The following is a 23,365-nucleotide window of genomic DNA, read 5'->3' as shown; positions in this document are numbered from 1 at the left end:
TGAAAAAATACTGTTAAGCGCCCCAAGTGCCCCGCGACTTGTAGACACCTCAAAAGAGTTATATAAAGTCTCTAAGGAGGTGCCCAATGACACATATAAAAAGGAGTTTATGAATTAAATGATTCCTCATGAAATAGAGATAAACAAAATAGCAGTTGTAACTGTCATTTTAAGTATTCTTTTATCAGTTATAACCATCACTATTTTTGAAGTAAGTCCTCAACTATTGCCACTTAAGGCTGGTGTGATGATGAGCGCGATTGGTCTCTTGTGGTTCGTATATGATAAATACTTATGGAAAATACCGATTTTTAGAGTAATGGGGTGGCTTTGTTCTACTCCAAATCTAAATGGTCGTTGGGAGGGGACGGTGGATAGGGATGGGGAAAATACTCCTCACCCTTTTGTGATGGAAATTAGTCAAACAATGACTAAATTAAAATTTTACACCTATACAAAAAGATCCAAAGGCGAGAGCATTGCAGTGAAAATTGTTAAGGATGAATTAGACCAAAAATACAAATTGATAGCATATTGGAGAACTAGAGCAGCTAATAGAGAAGATGATTCAAAGTATGATGAATTTAATGGGGTGTCAGTTATTGATATTAGTTTCGACGACAATGGTATTCTAATGAGCGACTTCTATTTTACAGACAGAAACCCGCATACAAGAGGAAAAACTGATCTAAAGTGGGTCGGGGTAAAAACCATTGGGAGATTTAAATGAAAGTATACGAAATTGGGTATTTGTTCTCTCAGATTGGTGGGCGTTACCCAGGAATAAGCATTCCAGAAGAAGATGTAGCAGAGTACCTAAGGTTGATTGAACAATTGGTTGGCCATCAGGAATATCACAAACTAACTGAAAATCAAATCCGAAGAGACGGGGGTGAATACCATGTTACTTTGTTGACGCCGCAAGAATATGGGCGTAGTAGTTACGAAGATGTAGAAAAATACATTGGGAAGGAAATTAGTCTCAATTATTTAGGACTCGGCAAAGTTAAAAAAGGTAGAGATGAAGTTTACTTTGTAGTAATTGAGTCGCCACAAGGTGATTTAATTAGAGAAAATCTTGGATTTACCGAAAGAGATTTCCATATTACTTTGGGATTTACAAGTAGAGATATATTTGGTGTTCGAAAGGATGTCAGCACTCTAATAAACGGCTAATAAACGCAGCTACAGAGACATGTTTTACGCTGCGCTACAAACATGCTCGTGCTGCGAGCGTTATACAAAGTACGGAAACTAAGATACATTTAAGTGATAGAGCAAAGTATAAATACCTAAAGTTTTTCGGCTATTTATGTATTTTGTTTGGTTTAGTGAGTGGCTACGGTGCAATTCAAAACTTGTTCGATCCTGACTTTTTCGTCATCATCAATGATGTTAAGCGCTCAGATCCAGAGGCAAAACTCATCAGCCTAGCTTTTCCCGTGATCGCTATATTTATCGGTATTTTACTTAATCTAATTTCCCAAAATGAAGTTACATCAGTAAATAATGCTCGCTATAAATTCTGGTCTATTTTCAAGAAGTAAGAGCAAGTAAAACAAGCCGCGTCAATTGCCCCCTTCGGCCGCCCGCAACTTCCCCAATAAAGTAGACGCCTATCACAACGATGAGATAGGCAAAAATGGCAAAATTACGCAGTGACCAGCGGGTTGTGATCATGGTCAATTGAAGATTTGGGTTAACAGAACAACCACCTGCAGTAGCGCACCGGTAAACCCAATCATCCTGTTTTCGCATTCAGTATCACCACACAATTGACAGCCTTTCGCCAGTAATAAGTCGCTTGGGTTATTACATTTTGTTACAAGCAAATTAACTTTTTTTAGTTTTAGCGCTTGATTGACTGACACCTTAAGGTATCATTTGGTAATCCTAGGTTGCAGATGAGGCGCTTAGGTATCAATCAAGTACGATAAACTAAGGAGAGTGATGATGACGGTAAAAAATTTAACAGTAGCCGAAAATGAGCTGATGTACTTAAAACACAATGCACTCTTTGGCATCTTTTGGGGTTTGTTGGTCGCCGGAGATTTCCTGTATTCGTTGCTAAAATCGTTTGGCGTTGATGGCTGGGTCATCACATCGGTCGGGTTTCTGTATGTAATTGCGATAGTATTGTTTTTTGTAACATTGTCGAAATTGAGCCGCTATAGCAGCGGTATTAGCAAACGGGCTTTTTGGTATGGCAATTTTACCGATGAATTTAGTGGATTTTTAAACCAACAAGGTTATAAATCCAGCTTTTATACGGTCACCCTGGTGTTGACTGCAACTTGGGCTTTTGCCGGTATTGATGACTTTTCTGCCTGGTTTGATGCTGTGGTGTTAAGGGATTACGCTGGAGCACTGATTTGCATCATGATGTGGGCTTATGCAGTGCCAGTATTGCTGGGATTGAGAGCTGAACATGAGTGACGAACTGGATAACAATATTGCAAAGCTGCGCAGCAAACGTAAGCTGTCGCAGCAAGAGCTGGCCGACGCGATTGGCGTGTCCCGCAAAACCATCAGTTCGGTAGAAACAGGCCGCTTTACCCCTTCAGTGGTGATTGCATTAAAGTTGGCGCAGTTTTTTGCGGTGCCGGTGGAAGCGGTATTTACCTTGCAACCTGTGGACGAATAACCACAGGTTGCTGCTTGGTACGGATAAACCCTTGTTTATTGCCAATACACTTGTGGCATGTTTACGGTGGATGGGTCTTTGTTGATGGCCAAGGCGCTATAAAGCGACCGTATGAACTTTGTCATTTTCCCGGAGTCTATCTGTGCGGCTCTGTGCTTTTTATCTGATATATCACAGCGACTGATCTAAATCTGCGGGCTTCACGTAATGTTGTGTTGGCGTTTGCACGAACATTGATGTTGCCCACTGTCTGTCTCACCACTTCACAGTAACCTTGCCAGGCTCTACCGATCAGCAGTCAGGCTTGCTGGTTAAAAATATTCCCAAGCCTAATCAGTAAGATAAAAGGGTAATTTATGAACATCATAAAACGACTTTATACCGGCTTTACCGTATTGCTCGTCATCATGCTTGGCATCACTATTTTAGGGTTAGTTAAAATTGGGATAGCTGATAAAAATCTAAATCAATTGTCAGAACAAACTGCTGTTGAACAGCGGCAAGCGATTAATTTTCGGGGCAGTGTACATGATCGGGCAATTTCGATTCGCGATGCAGTGCTTGCTGGCAGGGTGAATGATGCGCAAAAACACCAGGCTGATATCGTTCGTTTAAATGATTTTTATCAAAAATCTGCGGTCACGCTTGACGATATGTATGCAAAAGTGAAACCCAGCACTACAGAAATCAGCTTGTTGCAAGACATCAAAGATATTGAACAGTCAACTCTGGCGGCAACTGCAGATTTGCTTGAAATGATTAACGCAAATAAGTTTTCCGAAGCGACTTTAGTGCTGCAGAATTCTATTTCTCCTGCTTATAGCGAGTGGTTAAAAAGGATCAATAAACTCATTGATGAGCAGGAAGGCAAAATTCAGCAAGAAGTCACTGCGGCCCGCGAGCAAACCAATAGTTTTCAATCAATTATGATTACGGTTACGATCATTGCGATGATTATTGGGAGCATTGTTGCCATACGATTGGTCAAGGCGTTAAAACGAATTGTTGGCGGTGAACCGGAGTATGCAGCTTTAGTCATCAATAAAATTGCGTCCGGTGATTTAACCATCAATGTTGAAGCCTCGACTGACAACAGTATTCTCGGCGCGGCCAAAGCACTCTCCAATCATTTAACCGGGATGACCAATAATTCCATGCGGGCAGCTGCTGAATTACTGGCAGCATCCGGCTCGTTATTGCACACTTCACAACAGAATGAAGATTTGATGAGCCATCAAAAATTTGAAACAGAACAAGGTGCGACGGCCATCAGTCAGATGTCTTCTACCGTACTGGAAGTAGCCAATCACACCAGCACTGCTGCCGCGTTAGCCCAAACCGCTATGGATGAATTCAGCGCTGGTCAAAAGGAAGTCAGTAAAACCCAACAGAGCATTAATGCGCTGGCAGATAAAGTGACCGAAGCTGCCGGAGTGATTAACAATTTGTCCGAAGACAGCCACCAGATTGCGAAAGTGCTGGAAGTGATCCAGGGCATTGCGGAACAAACTAATTTACTGGCGTTAAATGCCGCGATTGAAGCAGCACGAGCTGGGGAACAAGGCCGTGGTTTTGCGGTGGTGGCTGATGAAGTGAGAAATCTGGCGCGGCGCACCCAAGAATCGACCCGGCAAATCAAGGCTGTGATCGAGAAAATGCAACAAAGCTCAGTACTGGCCGTGACGGTGATGAAAGAAGGTAAGTCACAAGCCGATTTGAGCGTGGAACAGGCAAAATGCGCCGGTGAATCATTAAACGCTATTAATCTGTCGGTGACACGGATCAGTGATATGAACATCCAGATAGCGACCGCGGCTGAAGAACAGTCGGTAGTGGCTTCTGAAATCAACCGCAACTTCAGTCAAATCACCAGCTCTGCGCTTAAAGCCGAACACGAGGCCGGTAAAATTACCAGTGCTAGCCATCAGCTCGAAGCATTAGCGAAAAAGCTGGAATTAAATGTGAAGCAGTTTAAAACCAATAGAACGGTGTAACCGGTTAGCTAGCCAGGCACAGCAAAAATCTTCGTTTGCTGTGCTGGTGTCGAATTGTTCGTTGTCCGGTACAAAATATTCCAATCATGTTGGCGTCCTGTCACTTTACAGCAAGCACTTCGCGGCAAGTGCGCCAACATTCATTGAAGTTAGGTTCCCTACCTCATCGTCACAAACTCCTCCGCTGAAGTAGGGTGAATCGCCACACAGTTATCAAAATCAGCCTTAGTGGCGCCCATTTTAATTGCCACCGCAAAACCTTGCAGCATTTCATCAGCGCCAAAACCAATCACATGTAAGCCGACGATTTTTTCATCTTTACCGGCACACACCAGCTTCATCCGGGTCGGTTGGCGGTGGCTGGTCAGCGCGCTGTACATGGCGGTGAATTCACTTTGGTAAATCTTTACGCTATCACCAAACTGGTCGCGGGCTTCTGGTTCGGTCAGGCCGATGGTGCCGATGGCCGGGTGTGAAAACACCACCGTTGGTACCAGTTCGTAGTTGAGGTGTAGGTCAGTTTTACCGTTAAACAAGCGTTCGGCTAAGCGACGACCCGCGGCCACGGCGACTGGTGTTAAGGCCAGGCGGCCGGTGTTGTCGCCGATGGCGTAAATGCCCGGCACATTGCTGTTCTGGAATTTGTCGGTCTGGATAAAACCTTGCTCGTCGGTGCTGACGCCGGCGGCTGCCAGATTTAGTTTGTCGGTGGCCGGGGTGCGGCCGATGGCCCAAATCAGGCAATCGACTTCCAGCGTACGGTTATCACTGAGCTTTAATAACAAACTGCTGTCGGCTTGCTGCTCTACCGCATTCACCTGCGTATGTGGATGTAAGGTCAGGCCATCCCGCGCCATTTGTTCGACCAGCGTGTCGCTTAAGATCGGATCAAAGCTACGCAGCGGTTTTTCATGTCTGACTAATAAATGGGTTTCCGAGCCCAGTGCATTCAGCACCCCGGCAATTTCCACAGCGATATAACCGGCACCGACAATCGCCACTCGTTTCGGTTGTTCGGCCAGCGCAAAAAAACCATCACTGTCGATGCCAAAACGGGCGCCTGGAATTTCTGGCCAGCTTGGTCGGCCGCCGGTGGCAACACTGATATGGTCGGCGCTGTATAAAGTGCCGTTAACATCGATGGTGTTTTTATCAATAAAACGGGCAAAGCCTTGAATGACTGTGACATTGTTTTTTGCCAGAACTCTGTCGTAAGAGGCATGAATACGGCCAATATAAGCTTCGCGACTGGCCACCAGTTTGCTCCAGTCTAAAGCCGGAACTTCAACCGGATAACCGTAATCCGGCGCCAGTTTCAACGCTTCTGCCACCTGTCCGGCAAACCACATGGCTTTTTTCGGCACACAGCCCACATTAACACAGGTGCCACCCAGCGCTTTGGCTTCGATAATGGCGCATTTTTTGCCGTGGCTGGCCGCGCGATTGACGCTGGCAATACCACCGCTGCCGCCACCGATGGCGATATAGTCAAAATGTTGAGTCATAAGTTGGGTCCTGTGTGAAAGCGACGAAAAGCGAAGATAAGCAATGAAGATTGTTATATGGGGTCGGCCGGGTATTTGCAAGAGCTGGCGGCGGTAGAGCACGCAACCTCAGACGACTGGGCGTTTTTCCCCGATCGCTGTATAGTAATACAGTATTGCAACGTCGATGTGCAAAATACGAATTTAGATCAGGAGCTTAGAATGGATGTGATCAGTAACAACCCAACCATGGGCTGGCTGGTATTACTGGTAATGATGCTGCTGGTGCTGCTGGTGCTGCTATGGCAGCTTTGGTCGCGTCAGCGACTATATGCAATTTTGCGTCTGGAACAAGCCCGAACGGAAACGCAACTTGCCGCCACCGCGCAGCAACTGCAGGAGCATAAACATCAGCACTTTGCCCTGAACGATGAGCTAAAACAGCAGGCGCAGCATTATCAGCATCTTAAAGAAAAATACGACCGGCTGACGGTATTATTGCAGGAGCGGCAAAGCCATTATCAAAGCCAACTCGCCTTATTAAAAGACAATAAACAACAGTTAAAACAAGAGTTTGAATTGTTGGCCAATGAAATTTTGCAACGCAAGGGCGAAGACTTTAAACAGCAAAGCACTGAAAGTTTATTGCAGTTATTACAACCGCTGCAGGCTGATATGAAAGGCTTTCGCGATAAAGTGGAATCGATTCACACCGAAGAGCTGAAACAACGCTCTGAGCTGAAAACCGAGCTGGTAAACCTGCAAAAACTGAATTTTGCCATTACCGACCAAGCCGCCAGATTAACCAATGCCTTGCAGGGCCAGAAAAAAGTGCAGGGCAACTGGGGCGAATTGATGCTGGAAAACGTGCTGGACAATTCCGGCCTGCGGGCTGGCGTGGATTACCAGCGAGAAGTCAGTTTTCAAACTGATGAAGGCCGTCGTCGGCCGGATGTGATTATTTATCTGCCGCAACAAAAACACCTGGTGGTTGATGCCAAAACCTCTCTCGCTGCGTATACCCGGTATGTCAATGCGGAGCAAGATAACGAGCGTACATTGGCGCTGGCCGAGCATTGCCAGGCAGTAAGGGATCGGATTGTTGAGCTGGCGGATCGCAACTACTATCAGCTCAATGGCTTAAATTCACCGGAAGTGGTGTTTATGTTTATTCCGATTGAATCGGCTTATGTTGAAGCGCTGAAACAAGACCCCATGTTGTACCAAAAAGCGCTGGAGCGAAATGTGCTGGTCGCGACGCCGACCACGTTATTGACCAGCCTGAACATAGTGCGGCAGCTATGGCGGTTTGAAGATCAGAACAAACACAGTGCTGAACTGGCTAATCGGGCAGAGAAGTTCTACGCCAAGCTGACATCTTTTTTGGATAGTATGCAGGGCGTTGGCAAACAACTCGACAAAGCGCGGGAAAGCTACGATAAAGCCTTTGGCCAACTCTACAGCGGTAAAGGTAACCTGATTAAACAAGCGGCCGAATTTAAGGAACTTGGAGTGGCAGTGAAAACTGAAATGGCAGCCGATTTGCTGGAAAAAGCCAATCTGGAATTGCCCGGGAGTATAGAAAGCTGATGGTGAAGGTGCTGCTTCGCAGGTTGCAGATCGCATGGTCCATCGGCTTACGCTCCATCGGCTTGCAGTTCATAAGCTTCCAGTCCATCAGCTTAGCGCCCTGTGGCGTGATGTTCGTCATGCTGGCATTTCCGGTACAGGCTGTGAACCGCGCCGCGGAACCAGCCTGTAATTTAGTGGCGCATCTAAATGAAAACAAAGAAACAGTGGCCAAAGAAGGCTTGTCGATGCCACGTTGGTACGAATTACACCACCGTTTGCTGCGCTTATTAACCGATGAAGCCGGTTGTTCGCTGGAAGTGATCGGCAGCCCCTGGTCGCGTTCGCTGACCTTGTTGCAGCAAGGTAAAATCGATTTGATGTTGACGATGTCCTACACCGAAGAGCGGAATCAATACGCGGATTTTATCGGTATTCATTACATGGAAGAGTCGGTGCTGGTGCTGCATAAAGATCATCTGGCGACAGTCAAACAACTGGCCGACATTAAATTATTACCCGGGCCTATCGGCGTGCTGCGTGATGCTTTTTACGGCGCTGCTTTTGAGCAAATGAAAACAGAAGCGGCCTACCAGCCATTTTTACAATATGCCAATAGCCTGACCCAAAAGCTGAATATGCTGCAGCGCCATCGGGTACTCGGCATGATCGAAGACAAAACTCAGTTTTTAGAATGGAGCAGGGCCTATCCGGAACTGGCCGCTACTTATCAATTCAGCCTGACCTTGCACCGGGCGCCGGTATATATAGTGGCAAGCCGCAGCAGTTTAACCCCAGCCCGCCGGCAGCGGTTGCAGCAGGCCTGGCAACGGGTGTACGGCAAGCCAGCGCATCTGGCCATCCTGGCTGAATTTGGCTGGTCGTTACAATGAGCCGGCTGCCGAGTTCCATCCTGCCAGCGCCAACTTTAACACCATCTGGATCATCCCTGGCAGAAGCACAGACGATCACGCAACAAACCAGACCTATCGCCTGGGTTGGCGGTGCTCTGGACCCTTCGACCCGGTTGCTAAAACGTTTTGTGCGGCCAGGACAGCAATATTTTCGCTGGACTGAACATCGGGCGCTTCGTCAGTGGTTGGATGCACACCGCGATCAACCAACTTTGCTGATTGCGCACAGTTATGGCGCCAGCACTGCAGTTGCGGTAATCGCCGCTGGCCATCCGGTAACCGAGTTAGTGACTATTGATCCGGTCGGCTGGCGTAAACCAAATGGCAAAGCAGTGCTGCAACATTGTCAGCATTGGCATAATTATCAGGCTGCCGACAACCGTTTCAATTTTGCCAATCTGGTGGCGGTGGTGGGTGGCAACTGGCGACACTGGCCAGCCGCATTTGCCCATCAACACCTGACCGTTCCTGCTGATCATGCCCAGATTGTGGCGCAGGTGCTGAAGTCACTGCGTGACAAAACTACAGTCTCCTGAATATCCCGATTCATCGGCTATTTGTCGTTTTTGTTTTGCTGGATGTGTTGCACTGCTTTTAGAAAACTCCGGCCAGGCAGTTCCCACTTTTTGTCTGCCTTAGCCAAAAGCCAACAACGAATTTTGTAATCCTTTGTAATTGATTTGTCTGATTAAAATCATCGACTACTATAGATAGAGGTCAGATTTGTTTCTGATTCGATACTGAATGGCAGTGCGACAATGGGCGAAAAAGGCCGACTTTGAACAGCAGACTGGCGTGGTGATTTGGCATAACTCTGAGTTACAGACTTTATCAACCGTAAATTGCTTGTTGCCGAATCTCCTAATTTAGTTAATATTGAGAAGAATAGGCAGTTTTGCTTATAAAAAATCTATACCCAAAATCATTGAAGATGCAGGTAGGCCACGGTGGTTACCGTGACCAGTGAGCTTCAGCGAATGAGCGAAGGCGACGATCCTGCATCGTTCAAGGATGAAAGGTATATAAAACAATAAAATAATCCTTATCCAGGAACGGTAAAAATGAAACCAACATTGAGAGTCAAAACCCCTCTCGCCTTAGCAATGAGTTGCTTATTTGCAACAACGGCGTTTGGGTTACATGCACAACAAGCAACCACCGAAGAAGATAAAGCGGTTAAAGAAGAAGAAACCGAACGGATTTCCGTCATCGGTTCCCGTATCCGCAGTGGCGGTTTTGATAATGCCGCGCCGGTGTCGGTGATTAATGCCGATGTCGCTGTTAGTCAGGGTATTGGTAACCTCGGTGAATTATTACGCAGCTCAACCCTCGCTGCCGGCTCAAACCAGGTGACGTCAGCTTCTTCTACTGCCTTTGTTGAAGGTGGTGGTACCGGTGCTGAAACCTTGTCATTACGCGGTTTGGGTGCCAACAGAACGCTGGTACTGTTAAACGGCCGTCGGGCCGGCCCTGCTGGTACCCGTGGTGAAGTTGCGTCCTTTGATATGAACGTACTGCCAATCGAAGCCATTGAACGGGTTGAGATTTTAAAAGACGGTGCATCGTCTTTATACGGCTCTGATGCAGTTGCCGGTGTGGTGAACATCATCACCAAAAAAGGCGACGATGCTTCTATCAACGTCAACATGAACCAGCCACTGGAAGACGGTGGCGAAACCATGAGTGCCAACGCCACTTACGGTAAAACGGTCGATAACGGTTCGTTCCGGGTGTTAGTCGACTACAAACTCGATAAAGAACTGGCTAAAGGTCAGCGCGATTTTTACAACTGTGGTGAGCGTTATGTCTTTAACCCAACCACCGGCGAACGTGCGGACAATATCGACCCAAGAACCGGTAACTACCATTGTAGCGATTTGCCATGGGGTCATGTCTGGATATACGACTATCAGGACGAAGGCGGCAACGTGCGTCCAGGCACCAAAGCGCAATACGATTATGATGGCAATTTAGGCAAATATATCCCTGGTTTTGCGGTTGATCCTTCAAATCCTGGTTTTATGGTCACGCCTCCAGGCTGGTTCCCGGTCGCCTATGACAATAAAAGCGATGCTGTATTTAACTCGGATCACCCATTTCAGGATTTGGAATCATTAATTCCTAAAAAGGAAACGATCACCGCTTACGCCCAAGGTGATATTTCGCTGAATGACGACGTCACGTTGTATGGTGAAGCGCTGTTAAACCGTCGTGTCACCAATACCAATGGTTATCGTCAGTTCTGGGGATATGTCTACAGCGAAACTTTCGGTGGTGGTAACCCGTTATCGACTGGCTGGCGCGGTGACCAATTTTACAGCCCTACGCCAATTACCGATCACGATGGCTCTGAAATTACCGTCGATTACCGTCGTTTTGTCATTGGTGCCAATGGTAATCTGGGTGACTGGTTCTGGGATGTGTCTTATCAAAACAGTAACAGTGATGGCGATTACACCAACAAGCTGATTTATAAAGACTCTGTCGATATTTCGGCCTATGCCACTGGTTCTTGTGTGGGTCAAAAGACGGCAGTCCGCGGCGCTACTTGTATTGATGTGCCATGGTTGGACCCACAGTTCCTGGCCGGTAATATGAGCCAGCAAGTCAAAGACTTCTTGTTTAGCGAGGAGACCGGTAACACCATTTATAAACAGCAATCACTGGAAGGTTTTATTACCGGTGACGTGATGGATTTACCAGGCGGCCCATTAAGTTCGGCCTTTGGTTTTGCTTTACAACGTGATGAACTAATTGACACACCAGGAGCTGTAACGCTGGCGAAAAACGTCTGGGGTGCTTCGGCTGCGGGTATTACCGCAGGTAAAGATAACTCCAAAGCAGTATTTACTGAGTTTCAGATCCCGGTGTTAAATGATTTAACGCTGATTGAAGCGCTGGATGTTACTGCTTCAGCCCGCTACACCGATGTTGATTCTTACGGTAGTGACACCACGTATAAACTGGGCTTTAACTGGATGCTGGGTGAAGGTTTCCGGATCCGGGCATCACGCGGTACTTCGTTCCGTTCACCTGCACTTTATGAGTTGTACCTGAACGAACAAACCAGCTTCCTGGGTCAGCGGACAGTTGATCCATGTATTCGTTGGGGAACGATTACCGATCAACAATCAAATATTCCGAAAAATTGTGCTGCAGCTGGCATTCCAAGTAACTACACCGGAGGGGCTTCTTCTGCAACGGTCATTTCGAGTGGTGGCGCTGGTAACTTAAAAGCTGAAACTTCAGTGTCTGAAACTTATGGTTTTGTCTGGACACCTGATTTTATCAACTTCAGTATTTCAGCGGACTATTTTGATATCGCCATCGATTCGGAAGTGACCGAATTAACCGGTGCTCAGGTAACCTTTGGTTGTTACAATTCAGATAACTTCGCCATAGAACCACTGTGTAACCTGTTTACCCGCAGCACCCTCGATCGGCGTATTGAGACCATCCGTAGCGGTTTCCGTAATATCGCGACTCAGCATAACCGTGGTGTGGATATTGAAACGGCTTATGATATCGATACCGATTATGGTACCTATTCAGTCAGTTATGAACATACCATCCAGTTGGAAGCGACCCGTCAGTTGTTCGCCAACAGCGTGCCGGAAAGTTATGTCGGTGATTTTGGTCGTCCAAAACACGTGGGTAACTTACGTTTAGGCTGGGAGAAAAACGACTGGTCGGCGAACTACAGCATACGCTATGTTGGTGATGTGTCCGAACACGAAGAATATGGTAACGGTACTTACCGTGATACCACCACCATTCGTGGTCAGACCGTGAAGCTGGTGTTAGCTGCCGATGCGCAGATGTATCATTCAGCCTCTGTCACCAACAAAATGGGCGATCTCGGTTTAACCGCGACGCTGGGTGTGGCTAACTTGTTTGATGAAGAGCCTCCTCGCGTCAGTTACACCGGTGGTGTGCAGCGCCAAGGCAACTCAGCCTTCTACAGTATGTATGATCAGCTGGGACGCCGGGTGTTCGTGAACCTGTCATATCAGTTCTGATGTAATACAACACCATCAATGCCGGCACGGGCTTTCGCCTTGCCGGCATTTTTTTCTGCTGCAGTTGCCGGCTACTTTATGGTAGTTTCTGTAGCATCTACCCGTACACCAGCTGATGTTCTGTCGTCAGCCAAGAATAAGAGAAACTCTGATGCCAAGAGTCATTGCCAAACCTGACACCCTGAATGATTTAAATCCAAATTTTGCACAAGTGCCTTTGGCGCAACCGGTATTTATTAATTCCGTGCCTAAATGTGGCACGCATTTAATGCGCAATATCTTCCGGATGTTTGTGCCGGTGGCGCAGCAATACCATAAAATGTTTATTCAAATTCCGGTGTTACACCAGCATCTGGCCGCCTTTTCCGCCGAATCTCCGATGCTGAGCTGGGGTCATCTGCTGTTTTCTGATGATTCAGCGATTGCCTTACGTAAAGCGAAGGTGCAGCACGTGGTGGTGGTACGGGACCCGTACGACTGGGTGCTGGCCCGGGCCAGATTCTTTTTATCTGATACTTTTCAAGGCTCAATTGATCATCTCAAGGGTGGCAAAGTTTCGATTGATGAAATGTTGAATATGATGATATTTGGCATTTACCAAAAAGCGCCGACTTTAAATGAAATCTTCACCCACAATGCAGTGGCCTGGATGGGCACCGGGGTGAAATTGGTGCGGTACGAAGATGTGGTGAAGCATCTCAAAGCGATTGATAAACCTGAAGCCGAGCTATTTTTTAAAGATTTGCTCAGTGTGCTGAATCTGCCGCACTGGCCTGATGATTGGAAAGAACGCATTTTGACTGGTTCTGATCGCAAGCAAAGTGGTACCCATCGTGAAAATCTGGTCGGTTTGGAAGCAGAAATTCCGGATGAACTGCCACTGCTGCAAAAGCAGCTGGTGGAATATGCCGCGCCGGGGTTGCGGCATTTGTTGGGGTATTATTAGCGCTTGCTGTGGCGGACCCGGTGAGTCCGCCCTATGCGGTTTTCAATAAAATGTTATTGATAAATAAAGAATTGTAGGGCGCTACTCACCGCCAAGCGGCAGTCCGCCGCATGGCGACTTCACCTTTTACGACATCACCAGATGGTTACTTTGGTCTTGTAACCGCTGACACAGCTGTTGCACTGTGGTTTTAATTTCCGGTTGTACAGTGCCCGATTGCAGCAGCTGTTGCTCCAGTTCGCTGGCCAGTAAACTTAAGTCGGTGAGGCCAAATAACGCTGCCGTGCCTTTGAGTGCATGCGCCTGATAACGGGCGGCCGACCAGTCGGCTTGCAAACAGTTTTGTTGCAGTTCCGCCATTTGGCCTGGCAAGGTTTGCACAAAACGCGCCGTCATGGCTTCCAGTTCTGCTGTTGGTAACTGCAGTTGCTGGCGATGATGCTTGCCACCCAAAAAGTGACTTAACACTGCAGCGAACTTATTGCGATCAACAGGTTTCGCCAGATGGGTGGCAAAACCGGCCGCCAAATAGCTTTGTACTTCATGGGTCATAGTGTTAGCAGTGAGCGCCACACAAGGTGTATCAATACCGGCAGCCCGCAGCAACGCAATGGCGGCGACACCATCCATTTTCGGCATTTGAATATCCGACAGGATCAAATCAAAATCACCGGTTAGCGCTGTTTCGACCAATAACTCGCCGTTTTCAACCGCTGTCACATCCAATCCGGCATGTTGTAACATTCGCACCAGCAGCTGACGGGTGTCATTCTGATCTTCGGCCAGTAAAATCCGGCCGCGCATTTGTTGCCGTGGCAGGGGGGTTGGTGCGGTGCGTTGTTGTTGCTCCTGAATATCGCTTGGCTGCTGCAGCCAGATGCTGTCTGGTAGCACGTCCAGGTTGATGGCGGCGACAAAACAGCTGCCGGCTGGCGACGAGCTTTGCAGCTGTAACTGACCACCGAGTTTTTCACAGAGCTGACGTGCAATCACCAGTCCAAGGCCGGTGCCACCGTACTGCCGCTGTACTGACACGTCCGCCTGGCCAAAGGCATGAAACAATTTTTGTTGTTGATCCGGCGCGATGCCAATGCCACTGTCGCTAACGGCGAACTGTAGTTGGCCGTCGGTACGGCTGATCAGCACTTTCACAAAACCTTGTTCGGTGAACTTGATGGCGTTGTTACACAGGTTCAGCAGAATTTGTTTCAGCCGGGTCGGATCGGTTTTCACCATGGCGGGCAGTGGCAGCTGATAATCAAACTGGAATTCCAGCCCTTTCTGGCGGGCTTTGTCCTGCAATAAAGCGCTGATTTCCGCAGCCAGCTGACACAGATTGACCGGCAATAGTTCGATATCTAGTTTGTTGGCAGCAATTTTTGATAGATCGAGTAAATCGTTCAGCAGTGCCTGCAAATGTTTGCCATTTTGGCAAATGGTCTGAATAGCTTGCAGTTGCTCGCTGGCAGCAAATTCGCCGGCCAGAATGGCTTCGGCATAACCGATGACCGACGCCAGCGGTGTGCGGATTTCATGGCTAATGGTGGCCAGAAAACGGCTTTTGGCTTCGTTGGCCTGGGTCAGTTGTTCAGAAAGCAGTTGTAATTCCTGGCGCTGCCGGATCAGTTTTAACTGGGTGGCGACGCGGGCTTTGACCACTTCGGCATGAAAAGGTTTGTGAATGTAATCCTGCGCGCCCAGCTGCAGCCCTTGCTGTTCGTGGTCGGCCGATTGCAGGCCGGTAATAAAGATCACCGGAATTTGCGCGGTTAAGGTGTCGGCCCGCAGCGCTTTTAAGGTCTCAAAGCCATCCATGCCAGGCATCAGCACGTCCATCAGGATCAGATCCGGCGGTTGCTGGCGACATTTCTCCAACGCCTGCTGGCCGTTCTGCGCCAGGCGGATCCGGTAATCTGACCTTAATAACTCGGCCAAAACTTTGAGGTTGGTTTTTTCATCATCAACCAACAACAGATGAGCACGTTCCGACATGGTTATCCCTGAATTTCAACAGCCGCTGTAGTCCATAACACCCGGTTTTTGCCTTGCCGCTTCGCTTCATACAATAAATCATCCGCCTGTTTTAAGGCGAAGGCTGAAATCGACTCATCAAGTTGCTCCGGCCAGCAGCTATAACCGCCGGCGCTGATGGTCAGACATCCGCCGGTGGCCTGATGCGGAATTTGTAACTGCAAAATTGCTTCCCGGCAGCCTTCAATAATGCGGAAACTATCGTCAGCGGGGGTGTCGGGCAGAATGATAACAAATTCTTCACCTCCGTAACGAGCAATAAAATCGTAAGGACGGCGTAATTCTGCGGCCAGTGCTAACGCAACTTGCTGCAACACCCGATCACCGGCGGCATGGCCATAATGGTCGTTGTACATTTTGAAGTTATCAACATCAACCATCACCAGCGACAGGCAGCTGCGTTTACGACAGGCAGCACGCCACTGCCGATCCAGCACTTCCTGATATTTGCGCCGGTTAGCCACCGCGGTTAACGGGTCGATGTTGGCCAGCTGTTCCAGCATTAAGCGTTGCCTGGCGAGTTGCAGATGCAGTTTCACCCTGGCCATCACCACGGCGGCATGAAAGGGTTTGTTGATATAATCGCAGGCGCCCAGTAACAAACCTTGTTCTTCGTGCGTCACGTCGTTGAGCGAGGTAATAAAAATCACCGGGATCAGGTAAGTGGCGGGGTCCTGTTTCAGTTGCCGGATCACTTCAAAACCATCAATGCCGGGCATCACTACATCCAGCAGAATTAAATCCGGTGCAAATTCAGTCGCTTTACGGATCCCTTGTTCACCATCCTGCGCCAGGATGAGCTCGACCTCATCCCGCAATATATCGCTCAGGATTTTCAGGTTCGATTTTTGATCGTCAATGATCAGTACCCGTTGTTTTAGCTGCGACGCCGCCATAACACTCCCGCCATTCGCACGGCATATATCTGTCGGAGACCCGGTTGAGCCTGTTTCAGTCTTTGCAATAAACCGCTGCTTGTCAACTTTGCCCCCGGCATCGTTACTGCAGCAACTGTTGTAATAACTGCACCGTTTGACCGGCGGCTTTTTCATATTCTACCTGGCGGATGTCTGCCGCAATCTGCTCGACCATCAGGACGTGCGGATGATGGCTGGCCACTTCCAGCAAGGCCGGCAACAAATCTTCGGCAGCAAAATCAGACTCCTGCAATAACGGCAACAAAGTGGTTAAGGCTTCGGTTAAATGCTGGAACTGGATCTGTTGTGGTGCGGTCGGCGACACTTTGCTCAGTTGTTGCATCAGCAATTGCAGTTGATCACAGAGCAGCTGTAACGCTTCTGCGGTGGCAGTTTGCTGCGACAAGGTGGTTTCAAACTGCTGACAAAGCTGCGAGAACTCAAAGGCTCCAATATAAGCACTGGTTGATTTCAGCGAATGAATGTCCAGATACAGCGGCTGCCATTGCTGATGCCGGAACATACTCTGCAGTTTGCTGCTTTGTTGCTGATGTTCCTGTTGGAAATCGTCAATCAGCTTCAGATACAACGACAACTTGCCACCGAGGTTTTTCAACGCCCGATCCGCGTCTATGGCCGAACATTCATTTAGCTGTTGCCATTGTTGCTGCTCGGCCAGGGTTGGCCCCGTCGCAACAATCGGTGCCGGGCGTCTGGCGTGTGGTTCGGCCGGTAAATATTGCAATAAGGTGCTGTATAGCTGTTGTGGATCAATAGGTTTGGTCAGATGGTCGTTCATGCCGGCGGCTTTGCTTTTGGCAATGTCACTGGCCATCGCATGTGCCGTCATTGCAATCACCGGCAATTCGGTCAACAGCAGTTGCTGGCGAATATGCTGACAGGCGGTCAGACCGTCCATTTCCGGCATCTGAATATCCATCAGCACCAAATCATAACGTTGCTGTTGCAGGCGATGGATCGCCAGCAAGCCATTTTCAGCAATATCGACCTGCACCTGACTGTCTTTGAGCAGCCCCAGCGCGACCTGCCGGTTGATGGCATGATCTTCCACTAACAAAATCCGGTATCTGGCCAGATCCGGAATATCGCTGATGTCGGTGACCTGTCGCCGTGGCATGTCTTGTTCCAGCATAGTGTAGAGCGCATCCAGCAAAATCGACTGATTGACCGGTTTTTCAATAAACTGACTGATTTTAACATCCTGCAAACTGGCGCGGGCTTGCTCCCGATCATAAGCTGACACCATCAGAATATGCGGCGCATCGTCCAGTTGCTGAATGCGACGTGAGGTTTCAATGCCGTCGATACCGGGCATCCGCCAATCCATCAGCACAAAATCATAAGGTTGTGCAGCAGCCTTAGCCTGACGCACCATTTCAATCGCCTGATAACCATTGTCGGTCTGATCGGCGCTGATGCCCATTTCGCCGAGCAGGCTTAACAAGACCGTTCTGGCCAGCGTAATATCGTCGACCACCAGCGCTTTGAGCTTGCTGATATCCAGTGGTAACAACGCCGTCGATTGCTGGATGTCGGCCGATTGCACCTGCAGCTGACAATAAAACGTGGTGCCATGACCATACTGACTTTCCAGCCAGATTTTGCCGCCCATCAGTTCACACAGCTGTTTACAGATCGCCAGACCCAGCCCGGATCCACCATATTTGCGGGTGATGGAATCATCGGCCTGACTAAATGACTGAAACAAGCCTTGTTGCTGCTCTGGGGTGATACCGATGCCATTGTCGCTGATCGCCAGTTGCAGACTAAGCTGATTATCTTGTTGTTGCAGCAATTTTACTTGAATGCCGATGACGCCACGATCGCTGAACTTCACCGCATTACTGATTAAATTCACCAGAATTTGCTGAATACGCAGCGGATCGCCCATCAACATGGCCGGCAGTGCCGGATCGACATTACAAATCAGCTCTAAGCTTTTGGCATGGGCTTTCAGCGCATTCAGATTCACCGACCGCTGCAGTACTTTATCCAGACTAAAGCGGGAAATTTCCAGCTCCAGTTTACCGGCTTCAATTTTGGAAAAGTCCAGAATGTCATTGACCAGACTCAGCAGCACTTCGCCGGATTCCTGGATTTTACTGAGGTAGTCCTGTTGCTCGAGGGTCAGACTGGTTTTGTTGGCTAACCGGCTTAAGCCAATGACTGCATTGATCGGGGTGCGGATTTCATGGCTCATCCGCGCCAGGAACGATGATTTGGCAGCGGTGGCCGATTCGGCTTTAATTTTGGCGGACGCCAATTCCTGGGTGCGTTCCCAGACTTTTTGTTCCAGGTTTTTATTGGCGGCAACTACCTGATGATACAAGCGGGTGTTTTCTGACAAAATCGCCGTCTGATTGGCGAGCAACTGCAACAAATTGATGCGATCTTCGGTAAAAGCACCGCTGAGTTCAAAATGTTCCAGATAGAGCAAACCACAGAGCTGGCCGCTGACAATCACCGGAATACATAACACTGCGGCTGGCAGTGGTTGTGGTAAATCCTGAAACAAGCTGCCACTACCGGCAAGGTCATTCACCAACCTTGGCTGCAAGGTGCGACTGACCAGCGCTAATAATTGGCCCGACATGGCACGGCTGGCACTGGTTGCTGGTGCGCTGGCCTTCAGTTGCAACTGTTGTTGTTCGTCCAGCAACCACAAGCGTCCGGCCTGGGCGCCAGCATTTTCAACGATCAGTTCAATCATTTGTTGTAAAAAGGCACTCAGGTCAATCTGGCCGCTGAGCGTTTCAGCAGCTTTCAGTACCGAAGCCATATCCAGCAACTGGTTTTGTGGCTTGGTTTGCAGTTGCGGTTGTAACTGTTGCAACTGTGCAACTTTGCGATGTGCCTGCCAGTTCTGGTATTGTTGCAGCGCCTGTTGCCAGTGCAGACTGGCAAAATCGGCTTTGCCCAGACGTTGCCAGTAACCGGCGGTTAATTCTGCCGCAATGGCGTGATGCTGACAAAAACCGCTCTGCTGCGCCAGTTTCAACGCCTGATCATAAGCCTGCCAGGCCAGCGGTTGCTTTGCGATTGCGGCGAGCTCAGCTTCCAGCAGCGCCACTTTATGCTGATGGTTGGCCGATGCGCGGCGGCTCCATTGCTGCAACAGCTGCAGATATTGTTCGGCCAGCGGTTGCCATTGTGATTGCTGTTCCGGCTGTTGTTGGCAGAGGCGGGTGGCCAGCAGTGCCGCAAAAAAATAAAATTCGGTCTGGTGATACAACGACATCGCCACACCGGTCAGCGGTAATGCGGCCTGATAATGGCGAATGGCAGCTTCATCGTCATTAAACAAATAAGCCAGCATCAGTTTGATACTGTGATAACAAAATAAAATCGTGACATTGTTAGTTTGTTCCAGCAGCGGTAATTGCTCAGCTTCATTAAAAGCTTCGCCGCTGAGCAGGAGCACGTCACCTTCGCTGGCTTGTAAATCACTCATCTGCAAGTTCAGCACATACTGTTGCCACAGCCGGATATATTCGAGGTTATAAGCGAATTTTTTTTCGCTGATAAACTGGCGGTACTTCTGCAGATTGATGGCGACTTCATCCAGCGATGTGCCGCTCAGGCTCTGATAAAAGCTAAAAAACAGTGCCGAATGTACCGCATATTCCAGATTGCCCTGACCGAGCGCCAGATAAGTGTTTTGTTCCAGGGCTTGCAAGCTTTTTTGCAACGGTGCATTCCAGTGCAATACGGTCGCTGCCCGCTGGAAATTCAGCTCCGGGGCAAATTTCCCCTGATATTGCTGGTTCACAACTATAGCTAAGTCAGCAAAATCCAGCGCCTCTTTGTACTGACCAAAAGCGCCGCTGAGGTTCATGGCATGGGTAGAATAAGCTTTGCTGGACGCCGCACAATGGCCGTTTTGAATACTCAGACTGACCAAGGCGTAACTCACTGCCAGGTAATGGAGCGGGCTCACCAGATAAGCCACCGTCAGCAGGGTATTCAGAATTTCCATTGCCATCAGCAATTCCGCGGACGTCAGCGCGGGTTGCTGCACCAAATCGCTGATGCGGGTTTTATCATAGAGTTGCTCGAGCTCTAGATATCGCACCGGAATGTCATCGAGCTGACTGATGTCGACACCAACCGGCTGCAACACCTGCTGTGCCAGTTCAAATGCCGGAGCAAAGTTGTTGCGGGCAAACAACAATAATATCTCCAGCCGGGCCACCTGCATTCTGGGCAGGGGCAGATCGGCAGCCTGATGGAGCTGCAGACAACTTTGGTCTGCGGCATCATATTGTTGCGTCAGGTATTGGCAATTGGCCATGCCGAGTAAACTGTCAAAACGTAGTTGGGTAGTCGTAGGGGTGGGCGTGTCGTCGGCCTGACCGCTGAGGTTATAGGCTCGCTGATAATAGGCTGCCGCTTCATGCCAGGCATTGCCGGCATGCGCCTGCCGTGCCGCCGCCAGATTGAGCTGTGCAACAGCCAGAGCACCATAATGGCTGACGGCGTTATCACCGGCGGCATTCAGATGGTCGATATAGGAGAACAAATTTTGTTGTTGCTCTGCTTCGCTGCGACCTTGCAGATAATAATCAGCAATTGCACGGTGCAGCGCTGTGGCGTCGTCCTGCAACAGTGCAAAAGCCGCTTGTTGCAGCCGGTCATGCACAAATCGCAGGCTGGAAATTTGCGCACCATGCTGTTGGCTGTATGCCGTCATTATGCCGGTGTGGACGACTTCGCCAATCACCGGTTGCAATGCCGGATAAGATTGTTGCAGCACCGCAGCCAACACCTGCAGATCAGCGGTTTCGCCCAATAATGCGGCGACTTTTAGCAGTTGATGCGCGCCAGGCGACAAGGTTGCGAAACGTTGTGCGGTCAGTTCCACCAGATTGTCGGTAATATTTTGCCGGGCGATGGCGTTGATATCCCAGCTCCAGCGGCCTTTGTCATCGCAAACAAGTAAGTTTTTTTGCTGTAACATCAGCAAAAACTGTCTTAAAAAGAACGGGTTGCCACTGGTTTTTTCAATCAGCAGCTGGCTGAAGTCATGCAGCTGTGCCGGAGGCTGGCGTAAGGTGTCGGCCAGCCAGGCGGTCACAGCGTTTTGATCAAGTGATTGCAGCTCAATCCGCTGCGGTTCGACCCCGGCCTGCTGCAGTTTTTGCAGTATATGGCGCAGCGGATGGACTTCGTCCATTTCATTGTCGCGGTATGACAGGATCAATAAAATACCGCGCACTCCATCATCCGTCAGTAAGGCCTGTAATAAGCGCAAACTGGAATTATCCGCCCATTGCACATCGTCGAGCAGCAGCACCAATGGCCGCTTCGATTGGCTGCAAATTTGCCCCATCACCCGGAAAAACTGCAACAACAGCTGATCGATACCTGGGTCAACACTGGCATTAAAGCCGGTTTCGGTACCTGGGGGGGTAGCTTTGGTCTGAGGTTCGCCCAACAACGGTTGCAGCGATGGGATCAAGGCCTGCAGTACCGAAATCTGCCCGCCCAACACTTGTTGCAATTGCTGCTGCCACGTCTGCAATTGTGCCGCGGGTTCCTGCAGCAGTTGTTCAGAAAGGTCCGTCAGCAGTTGCTGCCAGGCGCTATACAGCTGGTTGCGCTGATATTGGTCAAATTTGCCACGGCAAAAATGTGGTCGTTCGATCAAGGTATGGCGGTATAGCTGGTCGATCAGCGCCGTTTTGCCAATGCCGGAATAACCTTCAATCAGCAGCAGCTGATTTTGTTGCTGTTGCCGCACCTGCTGATACAACGCCTGTAATTGTGCCTGTTGTGTCTCGCGGCCGTACAATTGACTGGAAAAATGCAGTTGTTGATCACCCAACCGTAATGACAGTTCCGGCAACTCCAACTGCTGCTGTTGTTGCCACTGATTCAGTAATAATTCCAGGTCATGACGCAAGCCACTGATCTGGCTGTATCTTTGATTGGAGTTTTTTTGCAGCAAGGTACTGATCAGTAAATTCAGCGGCGCCGGGATCAAGGGCAACGGCGGGGGGGTCAGCGCGATATGCGCGTGCACCAGTTCAATCGGTTGTTGTTGTTCAAACGGATAACGTCCGGCAACGATGGCGTAAAACAACACGCCCAGGCTGTACAAATCGGTGCGTTGATCCAGCGGCGCATTGACCCGGCCAGTCGCTTCCGGCGCGATAGTGCGCAGGGCGTTTAAGTCGTCGTACTGATGCAGTTTCAGGCTGTTGACGCTGCTGATCGCCGCCGCTTGTGATACATCCAATAGTACCAGGCTACGACTGTTCGCGCAGCGGAAAACTGCACAAGCGCGTAAATCGCCCAGCACCAATTGCCGCTGATGGAGCGATTCTAATAACAAAGTGAGTTGTAACATCCACTGCAGTTGCACACCAAGGTTGGCCGCCGCCAGATTGCCCAGTACCTGGCTCAGTTGTTCTGGCAAGGCAGTGGCAGAGAAACTCTGATAATCGTACTGATTATCGGACCAGCTGTGGATCGGCGCCGGTAGCTGTGGTTGCAGTTCCTGTAAATCGAACTGCGGTAGCGGCCGGTTTTTGTCCATTTGCTTAATCAGCAGTTGCTGACCGTGCAGACTGGCGCTGAATAATCTGACATAAGCCGATAAGGCCGACTGTTCCTGAACATCGGTAAAATTTTGCAGTGACAACATGCCTGGCACTTCCCCACAGACCCGAAGTTCCGGGTAACATCAATGTTTTTAGGTAAAGACTGAGCTTATGCATTAACTGTAAAAGAATAAAGGGCAAAACCGGAGTTGGTTGAGCTTTCGGGAATATTTTTCTGCCATGTGGCCCGGACAATCACAGTTCTTTGTTCGCTTTGCTATTTT

Annotated in this window: 14 protein-coding genes; 10 read left to right on the top strand and 4 right to left on the bottom strand. The window is 49.1% G+C overall.

The window, feature by feature from the left end; genetic code table 11:
* Positions 1–118 precede the first annotated feature (118 nt).
* The 5 genes from A5320_RS06755 to A5320_RS06730 all read left to right on the top strand — a co-directional run bounded on the left by A5320_RS06755 (position 119) and on the right by A5320_RS06730 (position 4,638).
* Entirely contained in the window at positions 119–730 is a 612-nt protein-coding gene (locus tag A5320_RS06755) for a hypothetical protein (RefSeq protein WP_068062563.1), read from the top strand.
* Positions 727–1,176: a hypothetical protein gene (locus A5320_RS06750; protein ID WP_068062560.1), complete on the top strand. Its 450-nt coding sequence runs from the start codon at positions 727–729 to the stop codon at positions 1,174–1,176. The genes A5320_RS06755 and A5320_RS06750 overlap by 4 nt, the downstream gene beginning before the upstream one ends.
* 777 nt (positions 1,177–1,953) lie before the next feature.
* Positions 1,954–2,436: a hypothetical protein gene (locus A5320_RS06740; protein WP_068062555.1), complete on the top strand. Its 483-nt coding sequence runs from the start codon at positions 1,954–1,956 to the stop codon at positions 2,434–2,436.
* Positions 2,429–2,644: a helix-turn-helix transcriptional regulator gene (locus A5320_RS06735; protein WP_068062552.1), complete on the top strand. Its 216-nt coding sequence runs from the start codon at positions 2,429–2,431 to the stop codon at positions 2,642–2,644. The genes A5320_RS06740 and A5320_RS06735 overlap by 8 nt, the downstream gene beginning before the upstream one ends.
* Before the next feature lie 356 nt (positions 2,645–3,000).
* Complete coding sequence (locus A5320_RS06730; protein WP_068062549.1) at positions 3,001–4,638, top strand: methyl-accepting chemotaxis protein; 1,638 nt, start codon at positions 3,001–3,003, stop codon at positions 4,636–4,638.
* A 158-nt stretch (positions 4,639–4,796) separates the two neighbouring features.
* On the opposite strand, the gene gorA is transcribed toward A5320_RS06730, so the two are convergent.
* Positions 4,797–6,143: a glutathione-disulfide reductase gene (gorA, locus tag A5320_RS06725; protein WP_068062547.1), complete on the bottom strand. Its 1,347-nt coding sequence runs from the start codon at positions 6,141–6,143 to the stop codon at positions 4,797–4,799.
* 201 nt (positions 6,144–6,344) lie between these two features.
* Between gorA and rmuC the strand changes: the two genes are divergently transcribed.
* From rmuC to A5320_RS06700, 5 genes are all read left to right on the top strand, one after another.
* Positions 6,345–7,712, top strand: a complete 1,368-nt coding sequence (rmuC, locus tag A5320_RS06720) for a DNA recombination protein RmuC (RefSeq protein WP_082971569.1) — start codon at positions 6,345–6,347, stop codon at positions 7,710–7,712.
* Positions 7,712–8,584: a substrate-binding periplasmic protein gene (locus tag A5320_RS06715; RefSeq protein ID WP_068062544.1), complete on the top strand. Its 873-nt coding sequence runs from the start codon at positions 7,712–7,714 to the stop codon at positions 8,582–8,584. The genes rmuC and A5320_RS06715 overlap by 1 nt, the downstream gene beginning before the upstream one ends.
* Positions 8,581–9,141 carry a hypothetical protein gene (locus A5320_RS06710; protein WP_068062541.1) on the top strand — a complete coding sequence of 187 codons (561 nt, stop codon included), beginning with the start codon at positions 8,581–8,583 and terminating at the stop codon, positions 9,139–9,141. Before A5320_RS06715 ends, A5320_RS06710 begins: the two co-directional genes overlap by 4 nt.
* Before the next feature lie 525 nt (positions 9,142–9,666).
* Positions 9,667–12,624, top strand: coding sequence for a TonB-dependent receptor domain-containing protein (locus tag A5320_RS06705; RefSeq protein ID WP_082971568.1), 2,958 nt, complete (start codon positions 9,667–9,669; stop codon positions 12,622–12,624).
* Between the two features lie 151 nt (positions 12,625–12,775).
* On the top strand, positions 12,776–13,570 hold the full coding sequence (locus A5320_RS06700; protein WP_068062538.1) for a hypothetical protein: 795 nt from the start codon (positions 12,776–12,778) through the stop codon (positions 13,568–13,570).
* A gap of 126 nt (positions 13,571–13,696) precedes the next feature.
* Here A5320_RS06700 and A5320_RS06695 read toward each other — a convergent pair whose 3' ends face one another.
* The 3 genes from A5320_RS06695 to A5320_RS06685 all read right to left on the bottom strand — a co-directional run bounded on the left by A5320_RS06695 (position 13,697) and on the right by A5320_RS06685 (position 23,185).
* Positions 13,697–15,562, bottom strand: a complete 1,866-nt coding sequence (locus tag A5320_RS06695; RefSeq protein ID WP_068062536.1) for a response regulator — start codon at positions 15,560–15,562, stop codon at positions 13,697–13,699.
* 2 nt (positions 15,563–15,564) lie between these two features.
* Positions 15,565–16,497, bottom strand: a complete 933-nt coding sequence (locus A5320_RS06690) for a GGDEF domain-containing response regulator (RefSeq protein ID WP_068062533.1) — start codon at positions 16,495–16,497, stop codon at positions 15,565–15,567.
* 103 nt (positions 16,498–16,600) lie between these two features.
* Positions 16,601–23,185 (bottom strand): response regulator, encoded by a 6,585-nt coding sequence (locus A5320_RS06685; protein WP_068062530.1) that lies wholly within the window; start codon positions 23,183–23,185, stop codon positions 16,601–16,603.
* Between the last annotated feature and the right edge of the window lie 180 nt (positions 23,186–23,365).

This window comes from Rheinheimera sp. SA_1 (assembly GCF_001669775.1).
Lineage (GTDB): Bacteria > Pseudomonadota > Gammaproteobacteria > Enterobacterales > Alteromonadaceae > Pararheinheimera.
Note: the sequence above shows the minus strand (reverse complement) of the source record. Positions and strands in the feature narration are given on the sequence as shown.